Source organism: Bradyrhizobium sp. JHI2711, from assembly GCF_056156565.1.
Window position 1 is genome coordinate 12,434 of sequence record NZ_JBPZPT010000009.1, and the last position, 22,475, is coordinate 34,908.

Annotated in this window: 12 protein-coding genes; 11 read left to right on the forward strand and 1 reads right to left on the reverse strand. The window is 57.1% G+C overall.

Annotated elements, in window-relative coordinates; translation table 11 throughout:
* From ACTEK7_RS34915 to ACTEK7_RS34935, 5 genes are all read left to right on the forward strand, one after another.
* Nucleotides 1-2,181, forward strand: coding sequence for a 3-hydroxyacyl-CoA dehydrogenase NAD-binding domain-containing protein (locus ACTEK7_RS34915; protein ID WP_225130593.1), 2,181 nt, complete (start codon nt 1-3; stop codon nt 2,179-2,181).
* Between the two features lie 653 nt (nt 2,182-2,834).
* A complete protein-coding gene (locus ACTEK7_RS34920; RefSeq protein WP_225130604.1) occupies nt 2,835-4,016 on the forward strand; it encodes a trans-sulfuration enzyme family protein in 1,182 nt (393 codons plus the stop codon).
* Between the two features lie 1,329 nt (nt 4,017-5,345).
* Nucleotides 5,346-5,837 carry a GNAT family N-acetyltransferase gene (locus ACTEK7_RS34925; protein WP_225130606.1) on the forward strand — a complete coding sequence of 164 codons (492 nt, stop codon included), beginning with the start codon at nt 5,346-5,348 and terminating at the stop codon, nt 5,835-5,837.
* 299 nt (nt 5,838-6,136) lie between these two features.
* Nucleotides 6,137-7,141, forward strand: a complete 1,005-nt coding sequence (locus ACTEK7_RS34930) for a cysteine synthase family protein (protein WP_306469177.1) — start codon at nt 6,137-6,139, stop codon at nt 7,139-7,141.
* A gap of 772 nt (nt 7,142-7,913) precedes the next feature.
* On the forward strand, nt 7,914-8,873 hold the full coding sequence (locus ACTEK7_RS34935) for a succinylglutamate desuccinylase/aspartoacylase family protein (RefSeq protein WP_225130610.1): 960 nt from the start codon (nt 7,914-7,916) through the stop codon (nt 8,871-8,873).
* A 513-nt stretch (nt 8,874-9,386) separates the two neighbouring features.
* On the opposite strand, the gene ACTEK7_RS34940 is transcribed toward ACTEK7_RS34935, so the two are convergent.
* Nucleotides 9,387-9,833, reverse strand: coding sequence for a hypothetical protein (locus ACTEK7_RS34940; RefSeq protein ID WP_225130612.1), 447 nt, complete (start codon nt 9,831-9,833; stop codon nt 9,387-9,389).
* 1,935 nt (nt 9,834-11,768) lie between these two features.
* Between ACTEK7_RS34940 and ACTEK7_RS34945 the strand changes: the two genes are divergently transcribed.
* The 6 genes from ACTEK7_RS34945 to ACTEK7_RS34970 all read left to right on the forward strand — a co-directional run bounded on the left by ACTEK7_RS34945 (nt 11,769) and on the right by ACTEK7_RS34970 (nt 22,303).
* Nucleotides 11,769-12,251, forward strand: a complete 483-nt coding sequence (locus ACTEK7_RS34945; protein ID WP_225130614.1) for an SET domain-containing protein-lysine N-methyltransferase — start codon at nt 11,769-11,771, stop codon at nt 12,249-12,251.
* A gap of 1,065 nt (nt 12,252-13,316) precedes the next feature.
* Nucleotides 13,317-15,194 (forward strand): IucA/IucC family protein, encoded by a 1,878-nt coding sequence (locus ACTEK7_RS34950; RefSeq protein WP_463671685.1) that lies wholly within the window; start codon nt 13,317-13,319, stop codon nt 15,192-15,194.
* An 872-nt stretch (nt 15,195-16,066) separates the two neighbouring features.
* The gene (locus ACTEK7_RS34955) at nt 16,067-16,315 is read left to right on the forward strand and encodes a hypothetical protein (RefSeq protein ID WP_225130616.1); all 249 of its coding nucleotides are present in this window, start codon (nt 16,067-16,069) and stop codon (nt 16,313-16,315) included.
* Nucleotides 16,308-17,009 carry a D-2-hydroxyacid dehydrogenase gene (locus ACTEK7_RS34960; protein ID WP_225148628.1) on the forward strand — a complete coding sequence of 234 codons (702 nt, stop codon included), beginning with the start codon at nt 16,308-16,310 and terminating at the stop codon, nt 17,007-17,009. The genes ACTEK7_RS34955 and ACTEK7_RS34960 overlap by 8 nt, the downstream gene beginning before the upstream one ends.
* A 975-nt stretch (nt 17,010-17,984) precedes the next feature.
* Nucleotides 17,985-20,210 (forward strand): acetate--CoA ligase family protein, encoded by a 2,226-nt coding sequence (locus ACTEK7_RS34965; RefSeq protein WP_225130620.1) that lies wholly within the window; start codon nt 17,985-17,987, stop codon nt 20,208-20,210.
* Nucleotides 20,207-22,303 (forward strand): 3-hydroxyacyl-CoA dehydrogenase NAD-binding domain-containing protein, encoded by a 2,097-nt coding sequence (locus ACTEK7_RS34970; protein ID WP_225130622.1) that lies wholly within the window; start codon nt 20,207-20,209, stop codon nt 22,301-22,303. Before ACTEK7_RS34965 ends, ACTEK7_RS34970 begins: the two co-directional genes overlap by 4 nt.
* Nucleotides 22,304-22,475 lie beyond the last annotated feature (172 nt).

Here is a 22,475-nt window from a genome sequence, read left to right on the forward strand (position 1 = left end):
ATGATTTTTCAGAACTTTCAAGTTGAAGTCGCCTCGGATGGCGTAGCTCTCGTGACTTGGAGCAATCTCGGTCGTTCGACCAACGTGCTGGACGAGACTTCGACTAGCGAACTCGAGCAGATTGTTAAGGAGATCATAGCGGACGACTCGGTGAAGGGCGTTGTTATCACCTCGGGCAAGGAGAACTTCTGCGCGGGAGGCGATCTCCCGTTGCTCGAAAGCACGAATAGGGAATACATCAAGGCGATGGAGGAAGAGGGGGAGCTTGCCGCGACCCAGATGCTGTTTAATCGAAGCCGTCGATTGTCGCTCGCCTTTCGGTCGATCGAGACGTCGGGCAAGCCCTGGGTGGCTGCCATCAATGGGACCGCGCTAGGCTGCGGATTTGAACTGACGCTATGCTGCCATTATCGCGTTGCGGCCGATAACCCGGTAACGCAGGTTGGTTTTCCCGAGATAAAGATTGGTCTGCTCCAAGGCGCTGGTGGGACCCAGCGTGTGCCTCGCATCGTAGCTTTGGAAGACGCGATTCAGATCTTGCTAAAAGGCCAGCCCGTGAACCTGCCGCGCGCCAAAGCACTGAAGCTGATCGATGCGGTGGTGCCGGCGGCCGATCTGATCAAGAGGGCGAAAGACTGGATAAAAGGGAGCGGCGACGCGGTTTCACCTTGGGATAAGCAGGGATTTAGGTTCCCCGCTGGGCCGATATATTCGCCGGCAGGCAAATCGGCGTTTCGGGCTGCCAATGCGCTCTATCGGCGCGACACTTACGACAATTATCCTGCCTCCCGCGCAGTAATGAGCTGTGTCTATGAAGGCTTACAGCTGCCAATCGACGCGGCGCTGCGCGTGGAGTCGCGATATTTTACGAGCGTCCTACGGTCCAAGGAAGCTCGGGCTATGATTCGCAGTCAAATCTCGATGCGCGAACTGGAGCAAGGGCGTTGCCGTCCGCAGGACGTGCCGCCCAGCAAGGTCAGAAAGCTGGCTGTCATTGGCGCTGGTTTCATGGGTGCAAGCATTGGTTACGTTTCGGCGCGCGCCGGAATCGAAGTGGTTCTAATTACCCGGCACCAACAGAGCGCGATTAAAGCCAAAGCGTACGCAAAATCTGCGTTCGACGATCTAATTCGGAAGGGGCGTGCCAACGAAAATGAGCGCGACGAAGCGCTCTCGCGCATCACGGCAGCCACTGATTATGCGGCGCTTCCGCAATGCGATCTGGTCATCGAGTCGGTATTTGAGGACCGGAAGTCCAAGGCCGACGTGTATGCCAAGGCACAGCCGCTTCTGAAGGACGGTGCTATTTTCGCCTCGAACACTTCGTCGCTGCCGATCAGTTCTCTGGCCGAAACCTTCGGGAATCAGGGCATATTCGTTGGCCTTCATTTCTTCTCGCCCGCTGAAAAGATGAGGCTGGTCGAGGTTATTCTAGGCAAAAACACAGGCAAGCTCGCGCTTGCCACCGCCCTAGACTACGTTGCCCAGATCGGGAAGACCCCGATACTCGTAAAAGATTCCCGCGGGTTTTTCGCTAATCGCTGCGTGCGGCGCTATGTCTCTGAAGGAATAGAGATGTTTCTGGAGGGGGTGCCTCCGGCTGCGATCGAGAACTGCGCCAAGATGGCAGGCATGCCGATAGGACCGCTCTCGTTAGCTGATGAAGTTGCTCTCGACCTTCGCTTGCAGATTATGAAAGCGACAGAAGCCGATTTGGGCCCAAACGCGATCGACCCAGGCCAAAAGAAACTGATGGTAGAGCTAGTCGAGAACCAGGGTCGATTTGGACGAAAAAACGGCCGTGGCTTTTACGATTATCCTGAGAAAGGCAACGGAAAAAAGCATCTTTGGCAGGGTCTTGCCAATCTGCAACCAAGGCATATTGATTCCGACAGGGTTGATACAGGGGAGTTGAGCCAGCGGTTCTTGATTGTGCAATCGGTGGAAGCTGCGCGCGCGATCGACGAATGCATCATAACCGATCCGCGCGACGCCGATGTCGGCTCAATTTTAGGCTTCGGCTATCCACCGTTTACCGGCGGCGTACTATCATATATCGACCTCGTAGGCGCGGACAGGTTTGTTGAGCGCTGCCGCAAGCTCGAAGCTACGTACGGTGATCGGTTTACACCGCCGCAGCTCTTGGAAAATATGGCCAAGAATTCTGAATCCTTCTACTAATTAGCATAACTCTCTTGAGTGCAAGAAAAGACGTGTCGCCATCGCAGCGTATCGGGTCTGCGAAAGAGTCAAAAGTTCGAAATGTTTTACTCAGACCGCGCGATTGCGCGGCCTTGATCAGCACTGACTGGATCTATGCGAACTCATGAAGGTGATCGTTGAGCGTTGGACACAAGCCCTTGCCTTCTCCATGTAGAACGCTACAGCCCCCTTGGCTGGCAAGCTTACCAATCCGTGCTGGGCAATATCTCACTTGCCCCGATCTGCATCAAACGGGATAGCAAACAAAGGCTGAAATGCATCGAAGCGTCATGGCTTCTCTGGAGCTTGACTGATCGCGTTGACAGAATGTCCCGGCACGCTGCCAGATGGCCAGAAGCAGGAGGGCGATTGTGCACGGCTGCCAGGAAGCGAGGACCTATGTTGCTAGGCGAGCCCACTGCAGCGCTCTTGATCCGACAATGGTGTGAGAAGTTCTCGATGTTTATTCGTAAGTTCGCACGGGATGGCGTGATGAGTGATCGCCACTAAAGAAAAGAGTTTTGGAGACTGCCGCGGGTGGCCGTTATCATGGTGAGTTTTCCCGCGAATCTCTGGAGCTCCCCACGAGCGGGACGCGGGAATTCCTCACGAAAGATCTATGAGACGGCAAGATGCGCAAGAACACCCGTTTAGATGAGACGCTTTGCGTTATTCCGCCTGAAACACCGCTTGAAGGCTTCGCGAGTCTTGCCATTCCCGTCTATCGGGGATCGACAATTGTATTTCCGGACGCAGCCTCTTATCGCGGCCGGGCTACTCGTGCACCAGATGGTTACACCTATGGACTGTCGGGGACGCCGACCACACGGACTTTGGAGCGGCAGCTGTCCGCCATGCACAATGCGGAGCGGGCAATCATTGTGCCGTCTGGTCAAGCTGCGATCTCAGCCGCCATATTAAGCGTGGTCAAAAACGGCGATCTTCTGCTCGTAACGGATAACGTTTATCCGCCTGTAAAGCAATTCACGCGCAAGATACTTGGCGATCTAGGTATAGAGACAGAGTTCTTCGATCCTACTCGGCTCACAGAACTCGAGGCGCGGCTTCGCTCCCGACGCACGCGGCTCGTGTGGATCGAGTCCCCCGGATCGACCACCATGGAGATCTGCGACATTCCCGCTATTGCTCGCTTGAGCAAGGAAAACGGCGCGCTCCTTGGATGTGACAACACCTGGGCAACGGGACTATTGTGCAAACCTTTGGACCTGGGCGTTGATATAGTTGCGGAAGCACTCACGAAATATGTTGGTGGGCATTCCGATATTCTGTTGGGCGTGATTATTTTCCGTAATATGGACCTCTACCAGCGTGCACGACTCACATTGGGGTCACTTGGTATCGGCGTGTCGCCCGACGAATGTTCTCTTGCCCTGCGCGGCATGCAGACAATGAGCCTCCGATTGCGACACGTTGGCAAACTTTCAGAAGAATTTGCCCTCCAATTGGCTCAAAGTTGGAACTTCCCGGTGCTACACCCTTGCCTGCCTGGGTTTCCTAATCATGAAATCTGGCAGCGTGATTTCAAGGGCAGTTCCGGTGTTTTCAGCCTCCAAGTGGACGGCGTTTCTTCAGAAGGTATCAATCGCGCGTTAGATGGTCTCCAGACATTCGCCATAGGAGCCTCTTGGGGCGGGACCCGCAGCCTTGTGGCCCCAATGATCATCGCCAGTGACCGCGATGTTATGGCTTCAAGCGCCTCAACAACCTATCTGCGGATTAGCATTGGCTTGGAAAACATTGACCAGCTGTGGGCAGATCTTGAAGGGCTGGTGAAAACGTTGCAACGTCAATAACGCCACACACGACCGACCTAACCATCGTAAAGGCCGTTTTTGAAGAGCGGCATTGACGCGGCAAGCAGAGCTGCCGTACGCAATCTGGTAGGGCAGGGTGAGCTTGGCATAGAAGAGCTTGTACGTGCACGGATGCGCAGGACCAGAGACTCTCGACAATGAAAGGAGAGGCAAATGGCGCATCTCCCACGATGCCCCCGAGGATTAATACATCTCGGCTCAACCAATCTAGTCGTATCGAGGCAAGTGGCAAGATATCTAGACTCATGTTCGTCAGAGCTATGTGCAGATCATCAACTCAGCCGTCCGCCGCCGCGCCAACATCAAGTGCCCTTTGTCAGACCTCGCTCGATGGATCGACTGGCTTCTTCGAACTTGCCTGTGAGAGGCGGCGACGCTCCTTTACGGATCAATCATGCAAGCACGTGCGGATTGCAGCAGAGCTGAAACTCCTCTGGTCGGCGCCGTCGATTTCGCGGGGTGCGATAAAGCCTCAGAAGCTTATTGTACTTGGCCTCGTTCCAATCGCGCCGAGCCGCTCAGCGAGCAGACCCCTTGATCAATCGTTCTGACGCAGCATACTAGAGGAAGACAATGACAATCCGCCGCCACGCCAGATTGGGCCGGTGAGCCACGACCGCCCGATATTGCGCCGGAACGACGTCCGGGCTCTCTCCTACCACGACTCCAAGCGTAAATTGCCGACGCTTTGTCGACAATCATTGTCCACCCGGCAACACGTGCCGTAACGGCGTCATATGCGGCCGTCATTGCGATATGGCGTCCTTGCCCATTCCGGAGCTGCAGTTCTGGAGCTGAGGTGCGTTCAACAGACGCTAGTGAAAACGTGACTCATCTTAGATCCCGTGCGACTTATCTTAGATTTTGATCTTGGAACGACCACCCCACCAGTTTTGGAATTGGCGCTTCGTTCGGTGCGCCAGACGTTGCTCTTGAAATCAATTCACAGAAGCAAAACCAGCAGTTTCGGGCAACCGGTTTGGATCTACGCAACCCGTAGGTCCATGCGCTCGACCTACGTACCGAGACCACAGCGATACTACCGCCGAACGCAGGACAATCGACGCTGTTGGGTTTGTCGAGTTCGCGACAAGAGACTACCAGCACCTCGCCTCTTGCTGCCACTCATCTAAGCCGTTGAATTGTCAATTCTAATCCGATCTCGGCGCTCTTGCGCTTGTTGGCACGAGTTTTGTGAGTCTCTCGTCGGAGCTCGAGGAGCTACCAACGCAGATCGACGTTGTGTCGGAGCTATTCATTCGTTTTCTTCAGCAAGGGCCTGAATCGACGCTGATACGGAGAGTTAGCATGCGCGCGGCGCTGAAAAGCCTGTCTCATCTTGATTACCCGCTGGTCGCCCACCTGAGGGTGGAGCCCGAGCAAGAAGACTTTGTGGACCCATTGGATTTAGTGTTTTCGGAGCTTCGAAATAGCGCATGTCCCGGTTTTGAGCACGCGTTCTCGATTGAGGTCTGCGAGAAGACCGTTGGCTTCTTTGTTCTGCGTGAAAGAGCGGCATTGCCCGAATGGGCGCTCCCAAATGCCATGACCTTGCACACCCTTTGCGTGGACCGATCATGCCAAAGGAATGGATACGGTAAAGCAGCGATTGAACTTGCTGCTCGATGGATCTCTAGGAACCGTCCTTCTATCGGCAGTCTCATGCTCGGCGTCAACGTACGCAATGTGACAGCTAGAGCTGTTTATCTGGAGTCGGGGTTTCGGGACACGGGCGCTACTCACTACGGCCCAAGCGGCCTTCAAAACATTCTTAAACATGAGATCCGTCCGGGAGGGTAAGAGTGCCTTGTTCTCGATTAGTCCCTCGGGCGGCGTGGCATTCGCGGCACGTCTTCTCTGAGTGAAGCCTGCATGGTTTTCGCGATTCGGTCATAGAATGCTCGGTGGAGAATGTTCCAGCAAATTTCTGATCCTCGTCCCGAGCCACAAATTGGAGACTAGCTTAACTCGCCAGTCGAGGTCGTCACCAGATGGTCATCTCGAAGCAGAAAATCTACCACAACCTGAGGCCCGCCCGCTCCGCGGAGGAGGCGCACAACGGCGGTCCACTCATTACAGAAGCATCAAAAAGGCATGCTATGCTGCACAAGACCGTAACTCAATTGATCGGGCAGACGCCGGTAATGTCAGTTGACATTCCCAATCGTGATGCCCGTTTGATGCTAAAAATCGAAAAAAACAATCCGGGCGGTTCGATGAAGGACCGCATGGCGCGAAGCATGGTTATGGCTGCGCTCCAGGATGGGCGACTCGCTCCTGGCGGCACCATCGTTGAGTCCTCTTCCGGCAATACGGGTATAGGTTTAGCTCTCTCCGCATTGGACTTTGGCCTGCACTTCATCGCGGTGGTAGATCACCATGCGGCCCCCGATAAAGTCCGGATGATGCGGGCGCTCGGCGCCGAGATCCGCTACGTCGAAGGCGAGTTTGCGGAAGACGAAGTCGCCGTCGTCGCGAGGCAGCGCCTAGCGGAACGGCTTGCCTCAGAGCTTAGCGGCGCGCTATTCATGAACCAATCGAACAATCCTGCAAATCCGGACGGCTATGCAACTCTCGTCGAAGAGCTGATCACGCAAATTCCTCAGGGCATCGACGCGTTTGTCGGATGCGTTGGGACCGGCGGGTCCATGACAGGTATTGCGCAACGGCTCAAGCGCCATAAGTCGACGGTGCGCACAATCGGCGTGGAGCCGGCCGGATCGATCATTTTCGGAAGACCCGCGCACCCCTATTATCAATCAGGGACCGGCATGCCTACTGGTGACCAGGTCGGCAACGTCCTGGACTATGGCTGCATCGACGAGGGCGTCCAGGTGACCGATGCTCACGCTTTCGAGACGGCGCGCTACATCGCTCGGCGCAAAGGGCTTTTAGTCGGCGGGTCGTCCGGCGGCGCTATCTACAAAGCCTTGGAGTTCATCGACGCAGGCAAGCTGACCGGTACGGTCGTAAGCTTGGTCGTTGATGGCGGTGAAAAATATCTGAGCACGATTTTCGACGATGACTGGATGGAAAAGCGTAGCTTGCTAGATCCAACAGTCGCTGCCCAATTGGACAAGTGGCTCTTTGGGAATGACACGTAAGGCAACGGTAGCTGGGCACGCATCCCCATTCGATAATGCGTCGCTGCTTATCTTCAGTAGGCGCGAATGCATCGAGGTGGGAAACTCGCGAGGATAATGGTCTTGAGACAGGTTGAGAGGATCGTCATGAAGGCCGACTGGGCGAGAGAACTTGAGTAGGCTGATTATCGGTCAGCCTCCTGCCGGCTTAAGCCTTAAAGCCGGATGACTTTGCTGCTTGATCTCGTGAAGGGGTAACATGCTTCATAGCTTGCCTCAGCGAATGTGGGCATGGGCGTGGCGCGCATATAACGATGTGCTGAGCTCGCTCGCGGAGAGCCGATGCAGGCGCAGCTCTTGCTGCCGATTAGGAGGGACGTTTGCCCCAGCATTGAGAGCAAAAGCATCCGATGACGCTCCAAGTTCTGCATCCGTCCGAGCGTAAAAAGGGCATCGCGATGTTTGGCGAGGACAAGAACGTGTTGGAAAGGGGCGTATACCTTACCAAACCGATGTTTTGGATGAACCTATGTCTGGGTCCTCGAGCTCGAGATCATGCGTGACTTACGCCATACTTGCGGGGACCGCGCCGCAATCACGAGGAGCAGCTCTGTTGATCATCGTTTGTCCTATTCTGTCGTTGAGAGAGCTTCTCCTATCTGGGTTGAAAGGCGTCTGAGGGAGAGTTGCATCGAAACCGCAAGCGTCCGTGCTCGAGTGCCGTTTGTCAACCAAAGGTGTAAGATCTATGAGAACCCGCGTGTGGACTACTATCAATTTTGATGCGGACGGAATGCAATCCGATTTCGCGCGCGTTCCATACTCCTCGGACACCTCCGCCTATGGTTGGATCCCTATCCCGATGCTTTGCTTCAAAGGTGCTGACGGGCCAACGGCCCTATTTACTGCGGGTACCCATGGGGACGAGTATGAAGGCCAAGTCGCACTTCGCAAGCTAGCACGAGAACTTACGAGTACCAATCTCCAGGGTCGGGTCATCATCCTGCCCGCTCTCAACAGGCCCGCGGTCGCCGCGGGCCATCGCAACTCGCCCCTCGATGGAAGCAACCTCAATCGCGTTTTTCCTGGTATGCCTGATGGCGGCCCAACGGCCATGATCGCACATTATGTAGCCACGGAACTGTTTCCTCGCGCCGATCTTATCATTGATCTGCATTCGGGCGGGACATCGCTCGAATACTTGCCTGTGGCGCTGGCCCGACCCGGGCGCACCGACGGCGAAGCCGAAAAAATCCGCTGTCTTTTGAGGAGTTTCGGTGCGCCCTATGGCATCCTTACGGACAGAGCGGGAGGCGGAGCAAGCGGCACACTCTATGGGTTCGCCGAACAGCAGGGCATTCCAGCATTGACGACGGAGCTCGGCAGCGGTCCAACGATATCAAGAGTTGGCCTCGCAATCGCCGAAAGCGGCCTTCGCCGCGTGCTGCGTGACTACGGTATCGCGCCCGATATTATCGCTCCAGAGGCGCCGCCGGTTCGGCTCGCGAGATCACTCGGGCCAACAAGTACAATCTATTCGCCTACTGATGGTCTTTTCGAACCTCATGTGAGGCCCGGCGACCAGGTTGCCGTCGGTCAAAAGGCTGGATGCATCTATCGCTTAGATGACCCGCTCGCGCAACCGCTTGAACTCACTTTTGCTGCAGCAGGCATCGTCAGCTTCCGGCGCTTTCCAACGCTTACGTCGATTGGGGATGCACTATTTGGCCTTATGGTAGAAGCAGATAACTAGCAAAAAGTGTGGCAGAAGTGTTCGTTCGATTGGCGCGACTGCATCGAACGAAACCGCTACCAAAGCGTGAACCGAGAGTTGGCGTTGAGCGCCTCAGATAAGCCCGCATCAGCAGTTCGGCTGGACGCGGGCATGTACCCGGTGGTTGATTACGGCTGGCCTGCGTTCAGCAGCTCTCTTCGCGCATGCGTTTCTGGCCCGATCTTTCGCTAGCTCGAGAGCCGCAATGGCTCCATCGAGGTCCTCCAAAGCCGAACGTAACTGGAGCTGAGAATTGATCTATCGCCAAGCTTAAGCGATCCCGGCAAAGCGATTCAGTAGAGGCGCGGCGACCGCACGTAGCTCGGTGGCTCGCTTGGCACCCATCAAGCAAAGCCCTGTTGTCCCGATCCCCATGCGAGCGTCGATGCAGCGAAGTGTTTCGGCTGGGTGATGCGAGGTGTTCCATACGACAATCTTCACCCAACGCTTTGATGCGTTTGGCATGGTACGTGCTTGTTGTCCGTACACGAGTCACAGGCGAGCCTTTGTCGCGAGCTGCTGGTGCATTTCAGTCGTCTGAATGCGCAAGGTGTACAAAGAATCAGGGACAAAAGAATGTGCGCAACGGCCAATCCCGTATCGAATTACGCCGTAATCAAACTGCCTGTCAGGCAATTGCGACCGACAGAGCAAATCAACATTGAAGATGCGCGTAAACTGACGAATATAATCGGGAAGGAGAAACGTTGGAAGCGACCTATTTTGGTCGAGCACCGTCACTCTGTCATCATGGACGGTCATCATCGCTACTTCTGTGCAAACGCGCTTGGTCTCTCGTTTGTCCCGTGCGTCTTGCTTTCTTATGATGATCCCAACCTGCAGGTGACCTACTGGTCCAATTCGGCGCCTGTCGCTGTGGATCAGATCATCCGGGCCGGGCTTTCCGGCGACCTTATGGACTATAAAACGACGCGCCATCAGCTACTCGTCCCTGTGGACAGCTGCTCAGTCGACCTAGACGACTTGAGGTGAGGGACGATGGAATGATGCAGGGCTTTAACGAACGCGACGTCAAATGAAGAATGGTCCCGAGCCGTAGACAAGTTTTGTTCCCTTTCAACCTCGGTGGGCTCCCGCAACGTAGAAGGCAAGTAGCCCTTTTCCACCGTACGCCTGATGTCTGCTCGAGGGTCCCCCACGTGGTACACGTGCGCTGACGTCTAGCAGCGCGGGCAACCTTGTCTACCCGATCTTAGACATTGTCGATAGGCATCCAGGCGATCTCGCCCACCAGCTCCCGGACGCGGCCGTCGGCCGCCCTAGTGATCCGGCGACCTGACGGACAGTCCCGCCGTTAGCTCGCCGGGCATCACACGGCGATAATGCATGATGCGACCAAAACTCTCAAAAACACCCGCCTCCCAAGCTCGGTGTTGAATGTTATCGCGACGATTAGGTCGATAGCTCCCAATGTTCGAAGCGCCCGCAGACGGGGAGAAGCCGTACCGAGACAAACTCTTCGATCACGCGCTCAAGCCGGTCGATCCAGGCCTTGGCGACCCAAACCGCCCTACTATTTCCTGAAGCGCGGCCATGTGCCGGAGTGATTTAACCTCTAGTTCCTGAGGCCAGCGAGATAACGAATTGTCGAGCCTTTTCTGCGGGGATAGGTGAGGCCGTGCTTGAGCATCAAGGCGCGCGCCTTCTGCCAGTGGGCGGCAGCGCTTCAACCGCTGCCACTCGGACGTGAACGAGACCGCGCATCGTCTCGCGGCATTCATCGGAGACCATACCGCCGTCGGCGCCCACGCGTAGCAGCCACGCGAGAAAGGCGGCGCCTGGCGGTTAGTCTTGGCCCGATCACCTGCCTTCTTTGAGGCCAGTGACGAGCTAGCCTGCATTCATGAGGCATAGCCGGCCGGACAGGCCTCATAACCAAAATGCACACGATCAAATCGGCACCGATCCGTAGCGCATACTGGCTGCAGGCGCGTCGACCTCGCAAGAGGCAAGCGTCTCCTTTGCCGGCATGTTTCCACGAACGCGCAGTGTCTTCACCTCGCGACGTCTGCTCCGACACATGCATAGCAATCAGCTACCACAACTCCTTCCTGGATCATGATGATCGGATCGGCTGCCCGATCATCACTCGGACTCGCTGTGTCGGCCGGTCGCCTCAACACAGGCGGACATAGGGTCTTACAGCTCGTCTATCTCGCCAGGGTACTGGATCGGGTAGCACGCCAATTTCTGTTGTGGCGGTGGTCGGATCACCATGGAACAGCCTTTCGCGCTAAAACATCTTTTGAGGATACCCTGATCGTCAAAGCGGGTCGGACCCCTCCACAGGTTTGGCCTCACAATTCACGGGTAAGCCCCTCATAACTGTACGTGCCGGCAACGACGTCGCCGTCAGCACGGACGATAAGGGCGCCCGGCGCGATAAACGTGTTTGTCTGAGCGGTGGGAGCGCAGCGCCACTACGAGGAGGTATATCGTCGGGTCTGCGAGACCGGCAGTGGGGGCTCACGATCATAGGCCATATCCCGATTCCACAGAGACGCCCCTATTCGAGCTTCGACCGCAGCACACCAAGCCTGCTTCACCTCTCCGCCCGATCCGCGTGGCCGCCTAACATAGGCAGAGGCGACATCTGTCAACGCGGAGAATTGTCGTGACTGGCTTGATCTACGGCGGCAGCCGCCTTGGAGGCGGCGCGAACAAACTTACTAAACGCCTTCTGCTTGAGTTGAGTTCAAGTTTGAGCTCAACGAGCCGAGACTATCATCATTGGCAGTTGGCAAGACCAGAGGCAGAGCGTCTAGATCGCATGATGCCGATGAGTCACAGCTACCGTGTCAACAGCTAAACAAGATGAGAGCACAGGTCAAATCGAGTCGGAGAGATAACGTTATGAACAAAACCAACCTCGCCTGTAAGCCGTCAGATCGCATCTACGTCGGACGATCCGAGATAAATGGGTCCGGCTTGTTTTCAAGAAGAACTATATCGAGGGGAAATGTCATAGAACGGCTCGAAGGTGAGATCTGTCCGCTGGCGACCAAGAGGACGATACAAATTGATCGCGATAAGCATCTTTGTAGTGAATACATAGACTTCATAAATCACTGTTGTCGTCCGAATGCCCGCCTTCAGATCGACGATGGTGGCGTTGTACTGATTGCGATGGAGGAAATTGGTCGTGACAGAGATGAAGTGACGATCAATTACAACTGCTCCGAATACTCTCTTGCTGAGAGCTTCTTGTGTCGATGCTGTGAGCCTCCCAGGCTTATCGCTGGATACAGATACTTACTGGAGGGAGACCAGGGCGAATACCTGCAACGAATAGGGCAATTCGTGCTGCCGCACCTCTTGTCGATGTCTTCAAAATGATCGTCGTCACAGGACTGAGTTCGACTACGAGGAGGTAAACTGAGATCAGGTAGTCCAAGCATGGTGTAAGGAGTGCAACAGCTGCATCGCAGAGATGCGTTACGCGGAGTTCTGACGGTCGGGCCAGCTTGCTCTTTCAGCCCGATTTCTTAGCTCTCTGCGGACCACGTCCTGCAGCGTCTCCTTGTGTCGAGCGATAGATCCGACGACAGCTCTTCAGCTTGATCTTCTCGTCCTCGAGCTGCTTTAACCGCCGTTTCTCGGTCGGCAACCGCCGTCATACTCTTCTTCCAATTAAAATAGGGAAGTCACCTGGCTGATGCGGGCCTTGCCACCGATGTCCGACAGCAAACGGATAAACGTCTTCTGGCAGCCGAAACGCCGAGGGCGTTCATCATTCTTCGCTCGTTCCAGCCTGGGAATCAGTGCGAAACATTGCAGCTCAAATAGTGCTTACCGCGCCTCAGATCACATTCTTGCAAAAAGTCGATCCCTCGCGATTGCTATGAAATCAATCGCCTGATTCATGCAAGTAACCCGAATCCTCAGTTGTTGGCCACTTCGCGCTGGAAATAGTTGACCATTCACATCTTGCGCTGAGGCTCCCGAAAATTGCGCATGTCCGGTTCCAGACAAGCGAGACTCGGCATCTCACTGTGCAAGCATTTCAGCGACGGAGGAAAAAGGCGGAGTGCCCTCCTCTTATCTCAGCAACATCCGGGCACACCGTTGTGGCATACTGTTTGCTGGGAGCAGGGCTTGCTACGCGTGATTGGCGCGAAGGATCTAATGAAAATGATCGAGGAGGTCAAGCAGTTGGGAGCGGTTCCGATCGAAGCTTTGTCACTCATGTTTCCTTTCGAATGATGCCATGCAAGGTAGTTCGTTTATTCCCCACGGCATCGGGACGGACGGCTCGAAGCTCTCTCAAGTCGCAGAACACGCAATTGACCGCGCAACGCGAGAGGGGCATCCCCGCAAAGTTAGTTGGACGCCCAGCTCGAACGCGGCGTTCACGGAGGGCGCGCAGGCCTGTTTGCTCGCCGTTCTCGTGGAGGAGGTGAAATGAACGAGAGAATGTCCTCCTGGGCATATGCTGAATCTAAGGCGTGTGCCTCGCAGCTTTGCCTAAGCGCATCGCGCAATGCCGTCTGCCGCTTGGTCCGCTGCCTATTCGCCGAGCGTCTTCTCGAGCCGGAGGGGTTAATGTGGGCTCGCCAAGGCAACGAAGCATGGCTTCCCCTTTGGCGATCACGCGAAGTCCTACACTTTACGGATTTGCACCGTGCGCCTGCCGGAGTACTTCAAAATCGAGGTTCAATCGAAGTAATAGACGAGACCGGCGCTCGTTACCTGATCGATAGTCCCTGCGACCTCATCAGAGAGGTCGCGCCGTCTTTGACAATCGCGCCAGCAACGGACGGCGTTCAGCGTCTCATCCGCGACGTCGAGGACAGCATGCGTAACGACGTCCTCGCACGTGATCACCGGGAGCATTGGAGCGCAGAGTTGCGTGGTAAAATAGCCGAAGCTGGAGCCCGGGATTTCATCGAATATCTCCAAAGGAATCTGCCGCCGCACCTGGCGGCAATTACTCTCGATCAGTGGGGAGCACTGGAGGGGCATCCCTTCTACCCGACATGGAAGGCCAAATCCGATCTGTCGACCGAGGACGTCACTGCATTGTCGCCTGAGTTCGGGGCTCGCGTGCGCGTCCGAATCGCCGCACTGCGCAAAGAATGGTCCTATGTGGAGAAGATGCCGCATGTGGGCACCTATTCGGAATGGTTCTCCCAAAACTTCCCGCAGCTCTGGTACGACTGGACTGAAGGACTTAAAAAAAGGGGCAAATCCTCTGAGGACTGGCTGCCGCTACCTATCCATATCTGGCACCTAGACAATTTTCTGCGACGTGAACTCGCCTCAGAGATCGCGTCTGGAATTTTCGATCCCAACGGCCCGGAAATCATAACGCTGCCGGCAATGTCGTTCCGCACAATGCTGCCAGACACACGGGAGCCGAGACCCTTTATCAAATTACCGGTGGCGATTTGGATGACCAGCGAACAGCGCATTCTGCAGGCAAAGTCGATTCACATGGGACCGCGTCTCAGCACCTTGATTCTAGAAATCATATCAAATGAGAGGCATCTCTCAGAAAAATTGGAGATCTTCCCAGAGGAGCTGGGGGCAATCCTTCACCACCCCGTAACAGACGACGAGCATCGGGGTCGATTTCTTTCGGTTGTCTACCGCAACCCTGATGCAATGACACGAAATGATGGACTATTTTCGGTCACTGTTGCAGCGCTCCTTGCTGCAAGCCCGGTCGACGGCCGCCCGCTCATTTGCGAACTGATTGCGCGGGGCGGCTGTCAAAGCGAATCTGCATTCTTCCGTGCCTATGTGAGGACCGTGATCACGCCGATCCTCACCATGTATTTGCTTTACGGACTGGCACTTGAGGCGCATCAGCAAAACAGTACAATCTTGTTCGACGAGATCGGTCGTCCCCAAAAACTCCTACTCCGGGATTTCGGCGACGCCCGCACCTTTGTTCCCCTGCTCAAGGAGCGAGGGTACGATCTCAAGCCGTTCACTCGGACGGGGATCTTACCCACGGCCTTTTACGACGACATCAGTCTCGTGCGCTCATTCGTCATCGACGCGTGCTTCGTCTGTCATTTACATGAGGTCGCACTGTGCCTCGATGAACATTATGAGCCGTCAGGCCCAAGCCTTTGGTACATCCTACGGGAAGAGACCGAGGCCGTCTTTGACGCCCTCAGGCCACGCATGATGTCGGATGCGCTCTGGTTGGAAGAACGCAAAGCGTTTCTCGAGGATCCCTGGCGAAGCCGCTCGGTGCTACGGATGCACTTGGAGCGCTATCGGGACTTTCGAGTGGAGCACGAGCTGCCAAATCCACTGGCGGGAGTGTAATGACAGCGGTCCCCGGGGTTTTCGGACCTGGCATACTGCATCCGCAAACCGCCGGTTCAGCGCCTCTGATGTTGCGCTTGACGGCCGCTGGAAGCTGAAATGGGGCTTTGACGCTCCGTGCCAGGCCAGCTGAAGACCCACTTTATCCTTCAGAGCAGGATCGATGCGCCGAGAATCCAAAAGTGGCGATCGCTATATTCGGGCTGCCGTCGTCTTCAAGTCTTTCATTGCCACCCTGCCGGTGTCGCAACTCTCCTGGCCTGACGGACGCGCCCCCCTTTGCTGTTTTGCCTGCCAAAGAACATCGATGGCGGCAACATAGCGAGATTTGCTGCCTGTTCTTTCGGCGGCCATGATCGTGTGCGGTTTCGCCAGAGCTGGCTCACTTTACGCCAAGCGCTCCCGCTTGGTGGTCCACAAAGGTGGACGGGGCACCACCTTGGTAATGCAGATCGTTTCGTTCCGAGCGATGTGACAGAGACTGGAGACGAGGCGCAGGCGATCCCGTTCTCTATGCGCCTCACGGTCCACATTGGCCAGTTTCGCGATGACCTTGTCGCCTCAACTCGAGCATAGGGGAGAACAAACGGCGAGACGTGGGCGAATTCGCCGGAATCAATGCAAGGACGCAGAATTTCAAACAGCAGCGGCGCTACATCGAATGAATCGAAAGTCGGTCGTTTGATAGCGGTTTTCCGGCAACTGCAAAAGGAAACGATTTCTGCGCCCCAGGCGGTTCGGTGAGTTCAAGAAGGCGCACACCTTGGCTCGCACGATGCGATGTGTGCAGATCCTCGCTCCCATTCAGCAGGTGTTTTGAGCAAACAAGAATTGGTGTCCAGGCACCATCCTACGCACAAACATGAGGTAGCATGTCAAGTGAAAGTCCCGCCCTCACCATTGTCGTCAACCACGATAAGGCGGAATTGTTTGCACATGTGTTGGGTGAACGTTTTCCGCAAGTCCGAATCATTGTGGCGCCGGATGCCGAACGGCTAGAGCAACACATAGGTGAGGCCCAGGCATTGCTTGCTTACCATTTCCCGGTCGAACTGCACGGCCGGGCGCGGAAGCTGAAGTGGTTTCAGTTCCATGCTTCCGATCCGCGACAGAGTGGGTGATATCATCGTGACAAATGTTCGCGGAATGCAGGGCGGCCTCATCGCTGATTACGTGATGGGCGGCGTGACGATACTGAATTGGAATTTCCGAAAACTTTTGTCCGAGCAAGCGGAGCGCAAATGGATCCATCGATCCGTGGCGCCTTTGGCCAACAAAACGCTTGGCATTGTTGGGTTGGGTTCGATCGGTTCGACTATTGCTCGGCGCGCGAAGAGCGCGGGGATGATCGTTTTGGGTGCGAAGCGGGATATTTCTGTCCCGGCGGAAGACGTAGACCGGTTGTTCGGCTCCGATCAGCTGAAGGACTTGCTGCCACTCTGTGATTTCGTGGTTTTGGCCGTGCCGGCCACGCCGGAGACGGTCGGTCTGATCGGCGCTGACGAGATAGCATGCATGCGAAGTGATGCATTCCTGATCAACATCGCCCGGGGCAGCGTCGTCGTGGAGTCCGAATTGATCAGTGCCCTGCAGGCGGGCTCACTCGGGGGTGCAATGCTCGACGTGTTCGAGCGTGAGCCGCCGCCGCAGGACAGTCCGCTTTGGGAAATGCCGAATGTGATCATGACGCCCCATATTGCAGGTATTCTCACAGATTATGTGGAGCGAGCAATTGACATCGTCACAGAGAACGTCGAACGCTACCTGAAAGGGCTCCCGCTGAGGAACGTAATTGACCTGCGACGCGGTTACTGAGCCTCGATGGGAGCCAGGCAGAAGATTCGGTTCGCTCGCCCCACGTGCCGCCGCATGGGCGTCTCCAATCGATGGCGTGCTTAGGCTTGCCGCGAGACGAATCTTACATGAATCCTGGACGATATCCTATATGAATGCTGTTGAATGCCTTTTGCAGCGGGCCAAGCTTTGCTGGCTCAACGAGGCTAGTAATGGCCGGCTTCCTGATGGGGGGGACGGCCTGAGAGGCGGTCTCCTGACTGAACAGCCCTCTTTGGGGCACCTCGAGATGACAAACCTTGCTCTGGAGAGCAAGGATGGCCGGCCCTCCCCGAACTGCTCGGCAGGTTGTCCCGGTCGGAGCCAATTGTTGTCGGGTCAAGCCGTCTTTTCCTTTGCAGCGGCCTCATTCCCCCTACTGTCGTCGTGCTCGAGCTGAGTATCGTTTCGATCGAATGAAAAGCCGCGCTGTTGTCCAGTTCCGCGTTGAATTTCGAACATATGACGGCCCAGATTGAAGAAATTCGGCCGGCGAGACGGCTAGTCTATTTGAACAACGCAGTGAACCGCCTGAGCGCTGCACATTAACCCGGGCGCGATGCAGAGGTTCATTGTCTATCGCCCTTTCGAATTACCCTGACTGCTCGGAGTTCTGATTGCTGTTTGCATTGATCCTGCACGCGATGCGGCGCTGATGCAGCGTCGATTCGCGTCTGCTCGGAATATTGACTGCCCGTACATCGCCGCGCTGGGCCTCCGGTTCACCAGGGACTCCAGCGATCGGATGATGGCGATCTGTCATCCTGGTGAGTATTCGATGTAGCGCATCGGTGTACGAGATGCGGCCCCACTGCAGTCTAGGGCCTGCGACGAGTGTGGTCGGCTGAACAATGTCTTGACGTGCGTTCCGCTACCTCGCTCGCAGATGATGGGCTTTAAGGCTGAGACGATCGAGCATCGCGTCTCGGCGGAATAACTAAAGGAAGAATTGGAGCTATGGAAGCACGCGTTCCGACCGCCGCGGTCGCCTCAAGTGATTGGTCGCCTGCAGTCGATGCGAGTGACGTCATTAGCGGCATTCATGCGATGCTGCATCCCCGCAACATCGTGCTCGTCGGTGCCACAGACAAGCCGGGCAACTATGCCGAGCGCATTTGGAACAATCTGATCAAGTATAAATACGCTGGCGGGCTCTATGCTATGAACCCCGGGCGCGACACGATCTGGGGCGTGACCTGCTATCGGAATTTCGCCTCCCTTCCCGAAGCGCCCGACCATGTGCTCGTGCTGGTGCCGGCGAAGTTCGTCGTTCAGGTATTACGGGAGGCAGCCAGCGCAGGTGCGCGATCAGCAACTATCGTGACGTCGGGATTCAGCGAGTTGCAAGATGAGGAAAGTCAGCGGCTTGCGGCTGAACTTAAGGCCGCGGTGCGCGAGACGGGAATTTTCGTAACGGGCCCGAATTGCCTTGGCAATTTAAGTGCAGGCGAAAGACTGTTCACCAATATCGATGACCGGGTCGTCACGATGGAGCAGGGGGCGGTCGCGATTGCCGGCCAATCGGGCGCTATCGTGATGCTGATCCGGCAGGCGCTCGAGGAGCGCGGTGTCGGTGTCGGTTATATGGTATCGACCGGTAACGAGGTCGGGCTGGAAACGCCGGCTTTGATAGAGTACTTCGCCGCCGATCCCTCGATCCGAGTCATCGTGGTTTATCTGGAGGGCGTGCGCAATACCAATGCGTTTCGGCGTGCCTGCAGGGCAGCGCGTGACGCCGGAAAACCTGTCATTGCGTTGAAGCTGGGGGCCTCTGCGGGGGGGCGCGCTGCCGCTATGGCGCATACCGGGGCGCTGGCAGGCTCCATCGAATCCTTCGACGCGATATCGAGCCGCGAGGGCGTGATCCGGGTGCGCGGGCTTGATGAGCTGATCGAAACGACCGAATGTTTCGTTCATGCTCAATTACCTAGGGGCGGGCGGCTTGCCGCGGTGACGCTATCGGGTGGCAAGCGCGGGCTTCTGATTGACGCATTCCATTCGACGGGACTCCATTTTCCCCCGCTCTGTAAGGACATTAGCGGAAAGCTCGCGACGATGCTTGGGCCGGGTTCGCTCGTTGGCAATCCGCTGGATGCCGGTTTTGCTGCGGTGGTCGATCCATCCGTTTATCTCAAGTCAATCAAGATCATGATCGATGATCCGGACACCGACATCGTCATCATTGACGCGGAATTGCCTAAGGCGCCGCATGAGTTGCGCGAGAAAAATCTGCGCATCGTTAACGAGATGGCGAGCACCACATCGAAGCCTGTGATCTACATTAGCGGGATGTCCATCGGATTTACCGAGCACTCAAAGGCCCTGCGTAAGTCCTTGCCTTACATTGCTGTTGTGCAGGGCATGGACCGTGCCGTCAGCGCGATCAAGGCGCTAATCGACTATGCGATGCTCAAAAATGACGTGCCCGATATCGTTTCCTGCTCAAAACCCCGGGCTCGGGCCGTACTAAAAAAGACCTTGAACTGCACCAACGGCGCCGCGCTCGACGAAGTCGCCTCGAAAAAGCTGCTCAAGGCCTATGGCATTCCGATCCCAAAGGAGGCGATAGCGCGAACCGCCAAAGAGGCGTCAGCACTCGCAATGAAGATCGGCTTTCCAGTCGTGGCGAAAGTAGTCAGCCCTGACATCCTTCACAAATCCGATGTCGGCGGCGTCATGCTCAACCTCAAAAGTGCGGACGAGGTTCAGGTTGCCTTCAACGAAATCGTCACACGCGTGAAGAAGTTGAAGAGCAAGCCGAGGCTGGAAGGTATCTTGATTTCTCAGCAGCTCGAAGCCGATCTCGAGCTACTGATAGGCGCCTCGCTTGATGCTGAGATGGGGCCGGTGGTGCTATTTGGCACCGGCGGTGTCGACGTCGAGTTGATGAAAGACGTGGCACTCGCCGGAGCGCCTATTGACGCGACCGAGGCCAGAAGGCTGATACGTCGCACCAAAGCGGGCATTAAGATCGGGGGCTACCGCGGCAAGCCCGCCTTGAAGGAGGCTTCAGTTGTCAAGGCGCTCGTCGGGCTCTCCAACCTGATAGCCGATGCGGATGGTCAGATCACGTCTATTGACGTCAATCCATTTCTCGTCACGACCAAGAAAGGTCTCGCGGCTGATGCACTTGTCGTACTGCGGTCTGACACAGACAAGAGCGCCAAGAGGAGCCCACTGTGAGCGAAGTGGTGAAGCTTGAGCGTCATGATGAGGTCGGCATCGTCACGGTCAACAGTCCACCGGTCAACGCGCTGAGTGCCGCAGTCCGGGGCGGCATCTTCGAATGCATCAAGGCCGCGATCGCCGATCCCGCCATCAAGGGCATCGTGCTGACCTGCGCCGGCCGCACCTTCATCGCCGGCGCCGACATCACCGAATTCGGCAAGCCGCCGAAGCCGCCCGCCCTCAATGACGTGCTGTCCGAGATCGAGAATTCGCCCAAGCCGGTCGTTGCCGCGATCCACGGCACCGCGCTCGGCGGGGGCCTCGAGGTCGCGCTGGCGTGTCATTTCCGCGTCGCGGTGAAAGAGGCCAAGCTCGGCCTGCCCGAGGTGAAGCTCGGACTTCTGCCCGGCGCTGGCGGCACCCAGCGTCTGCCCCGCGCGGTCGGGCCTGAGCTCGCGGTCAAGATGATCGTCGGCGGCGACCCGATCGGTGCGGCGGAAGCGCTCAAGAACGGCCTGATCGAGGAGATCATCGAGGGGCCGGCCTCGGGCGGCGAAGCCTTCGTGCGCAAGCTCATCGCCGAGAAGCGCCCGCTGCGGCGCCTGCGTGACGACGATTCCAAGCTCGCGGCGGCCAAGGCCGACCGCTCGATCTTCACCAATGCGGTTGCGGCCATGACCAAGAAGTCGCGCGGCCTGGAGGCGCCGTTCGCCGCCGCCGACGCGGTCGGCTATGCCATCGACCTGCCGTTCGACGAAGGCCTGAAGAAAGAGCGCGAGGGCTTCCTCAAGCTCGTCGCCAGCGACCAGTCCAAGGCGCAGCGCTACGCCTTCTTCGCCGAGCGCGAGGCCAACAAGATCGCGGGCGTACCTGAAGGCACCAAGCCGCGTCCGGTCAACCGTGTTGCCATTCTCGGCGCCGGCACCATGGGCGGTGGCATCGCGATGTCCTTTGCCAATGCCGGCATTCCCGTCACCCTGATCGAGACCGGTGAGGAGCAGCTCAAGCGCGGCATGGGCGTGATGCAGAAGAACTGGGAGGCGACCGCCGCGCGCGGCGGCATCCCGGCCGATGCGCCCGCCAAGCGCATGGCGCTGATCGACGGCAAGGTCGGCATCGAGAATGTCGGCGATGCCGACCTCGTCATCGAAGCCGTGTTCGAGACCATGGCGGTGAAGAAGGAGGTGTTCGGCAAGCTCGACCAGTACGCCAAGCCTGGCGCCGTGCTCGCCTCCAACACGTCCTATCTCAACATCGACGAGATCGCGAAGTCGACCAAGCGTCCGCAGGACGTGCTCGGCATGCATTTCTTCTCGCCGGCCAACGTCATGAAGCTGTGCGAGATCGTGCGCGCCGACAAGACCGCGCCGGATGCTCTGGTGACCGCGGTGACGATCGCGCGAAAAATCGCGAAGGTGCCGGCCGTGGTCGGCGTCTGCGACGGCTTTGTCGGGAACCGCATGTTGGCGCAGCGCGGCAAGCAGGCCGAGAAGCTGCTGTTCGAAGGCGCCTTGCCGCAGCAGGTCGACGCGGTCGTGACAAAATTCGGCATGCCGATGGGGCCGTTCGCGATGGGCGACCTTGCCGGCCTCGACATCGGCTGGCGCTCGCGCAAGGACCGCGGCATCAAGTCCGAGATCGCGGATGCGCTGTGCGAGGCCGGCCGCTTTGGCCAGAAGACCGGCAAGGGCTACTACAAGTATGAAGCCGGTTCGCGCGCAGCGCTGCCCGATCCTGATGTCGAGAAGCTGATCGACGAGACGCTGCTGCGTCTGGGGCGCAAGAAGCGCGTCGTCAGCGACGAGGAGATCCTCGAGCGCATGATGTACCCGATGATCAACGAGAGCGCGAAGATCCTCGAAGAGGGCATCGCCGCGCGCCCCTCGGACATCGACGTGGTCTGGCTCTACGGCTATGGCTGGCCGATCTATCGCGGCGGTCCGATGTTCTGGGCCGACACCGTCGGCCTCAAGCACATCGCCGATCGCCTTTCCTTCTACGCCAAGGAGACCAACGACCCCAGCCTCGAGCCCGCCCCGCTGCTGAAGAAGCTCGCCGCAGAGGGCAAGACCTTTGCGTCGCTCGCGGCCGCGGCGAAAGCGGCGTGATGGCCTCAGCCTCTCCGCTTGTCATTCCGGAAGCGCCGAAGGGGCGGGCCGGGAATCCATTTCGCCGTGAAAAGCGCGGGTCGATTGATTCCGCGGCTCGCGACTTGTCCAATCCCGGAATGAGTCTGATCTAATTGCAGAAAATGACCCCTCCCGGTGACCAGGCTTATTC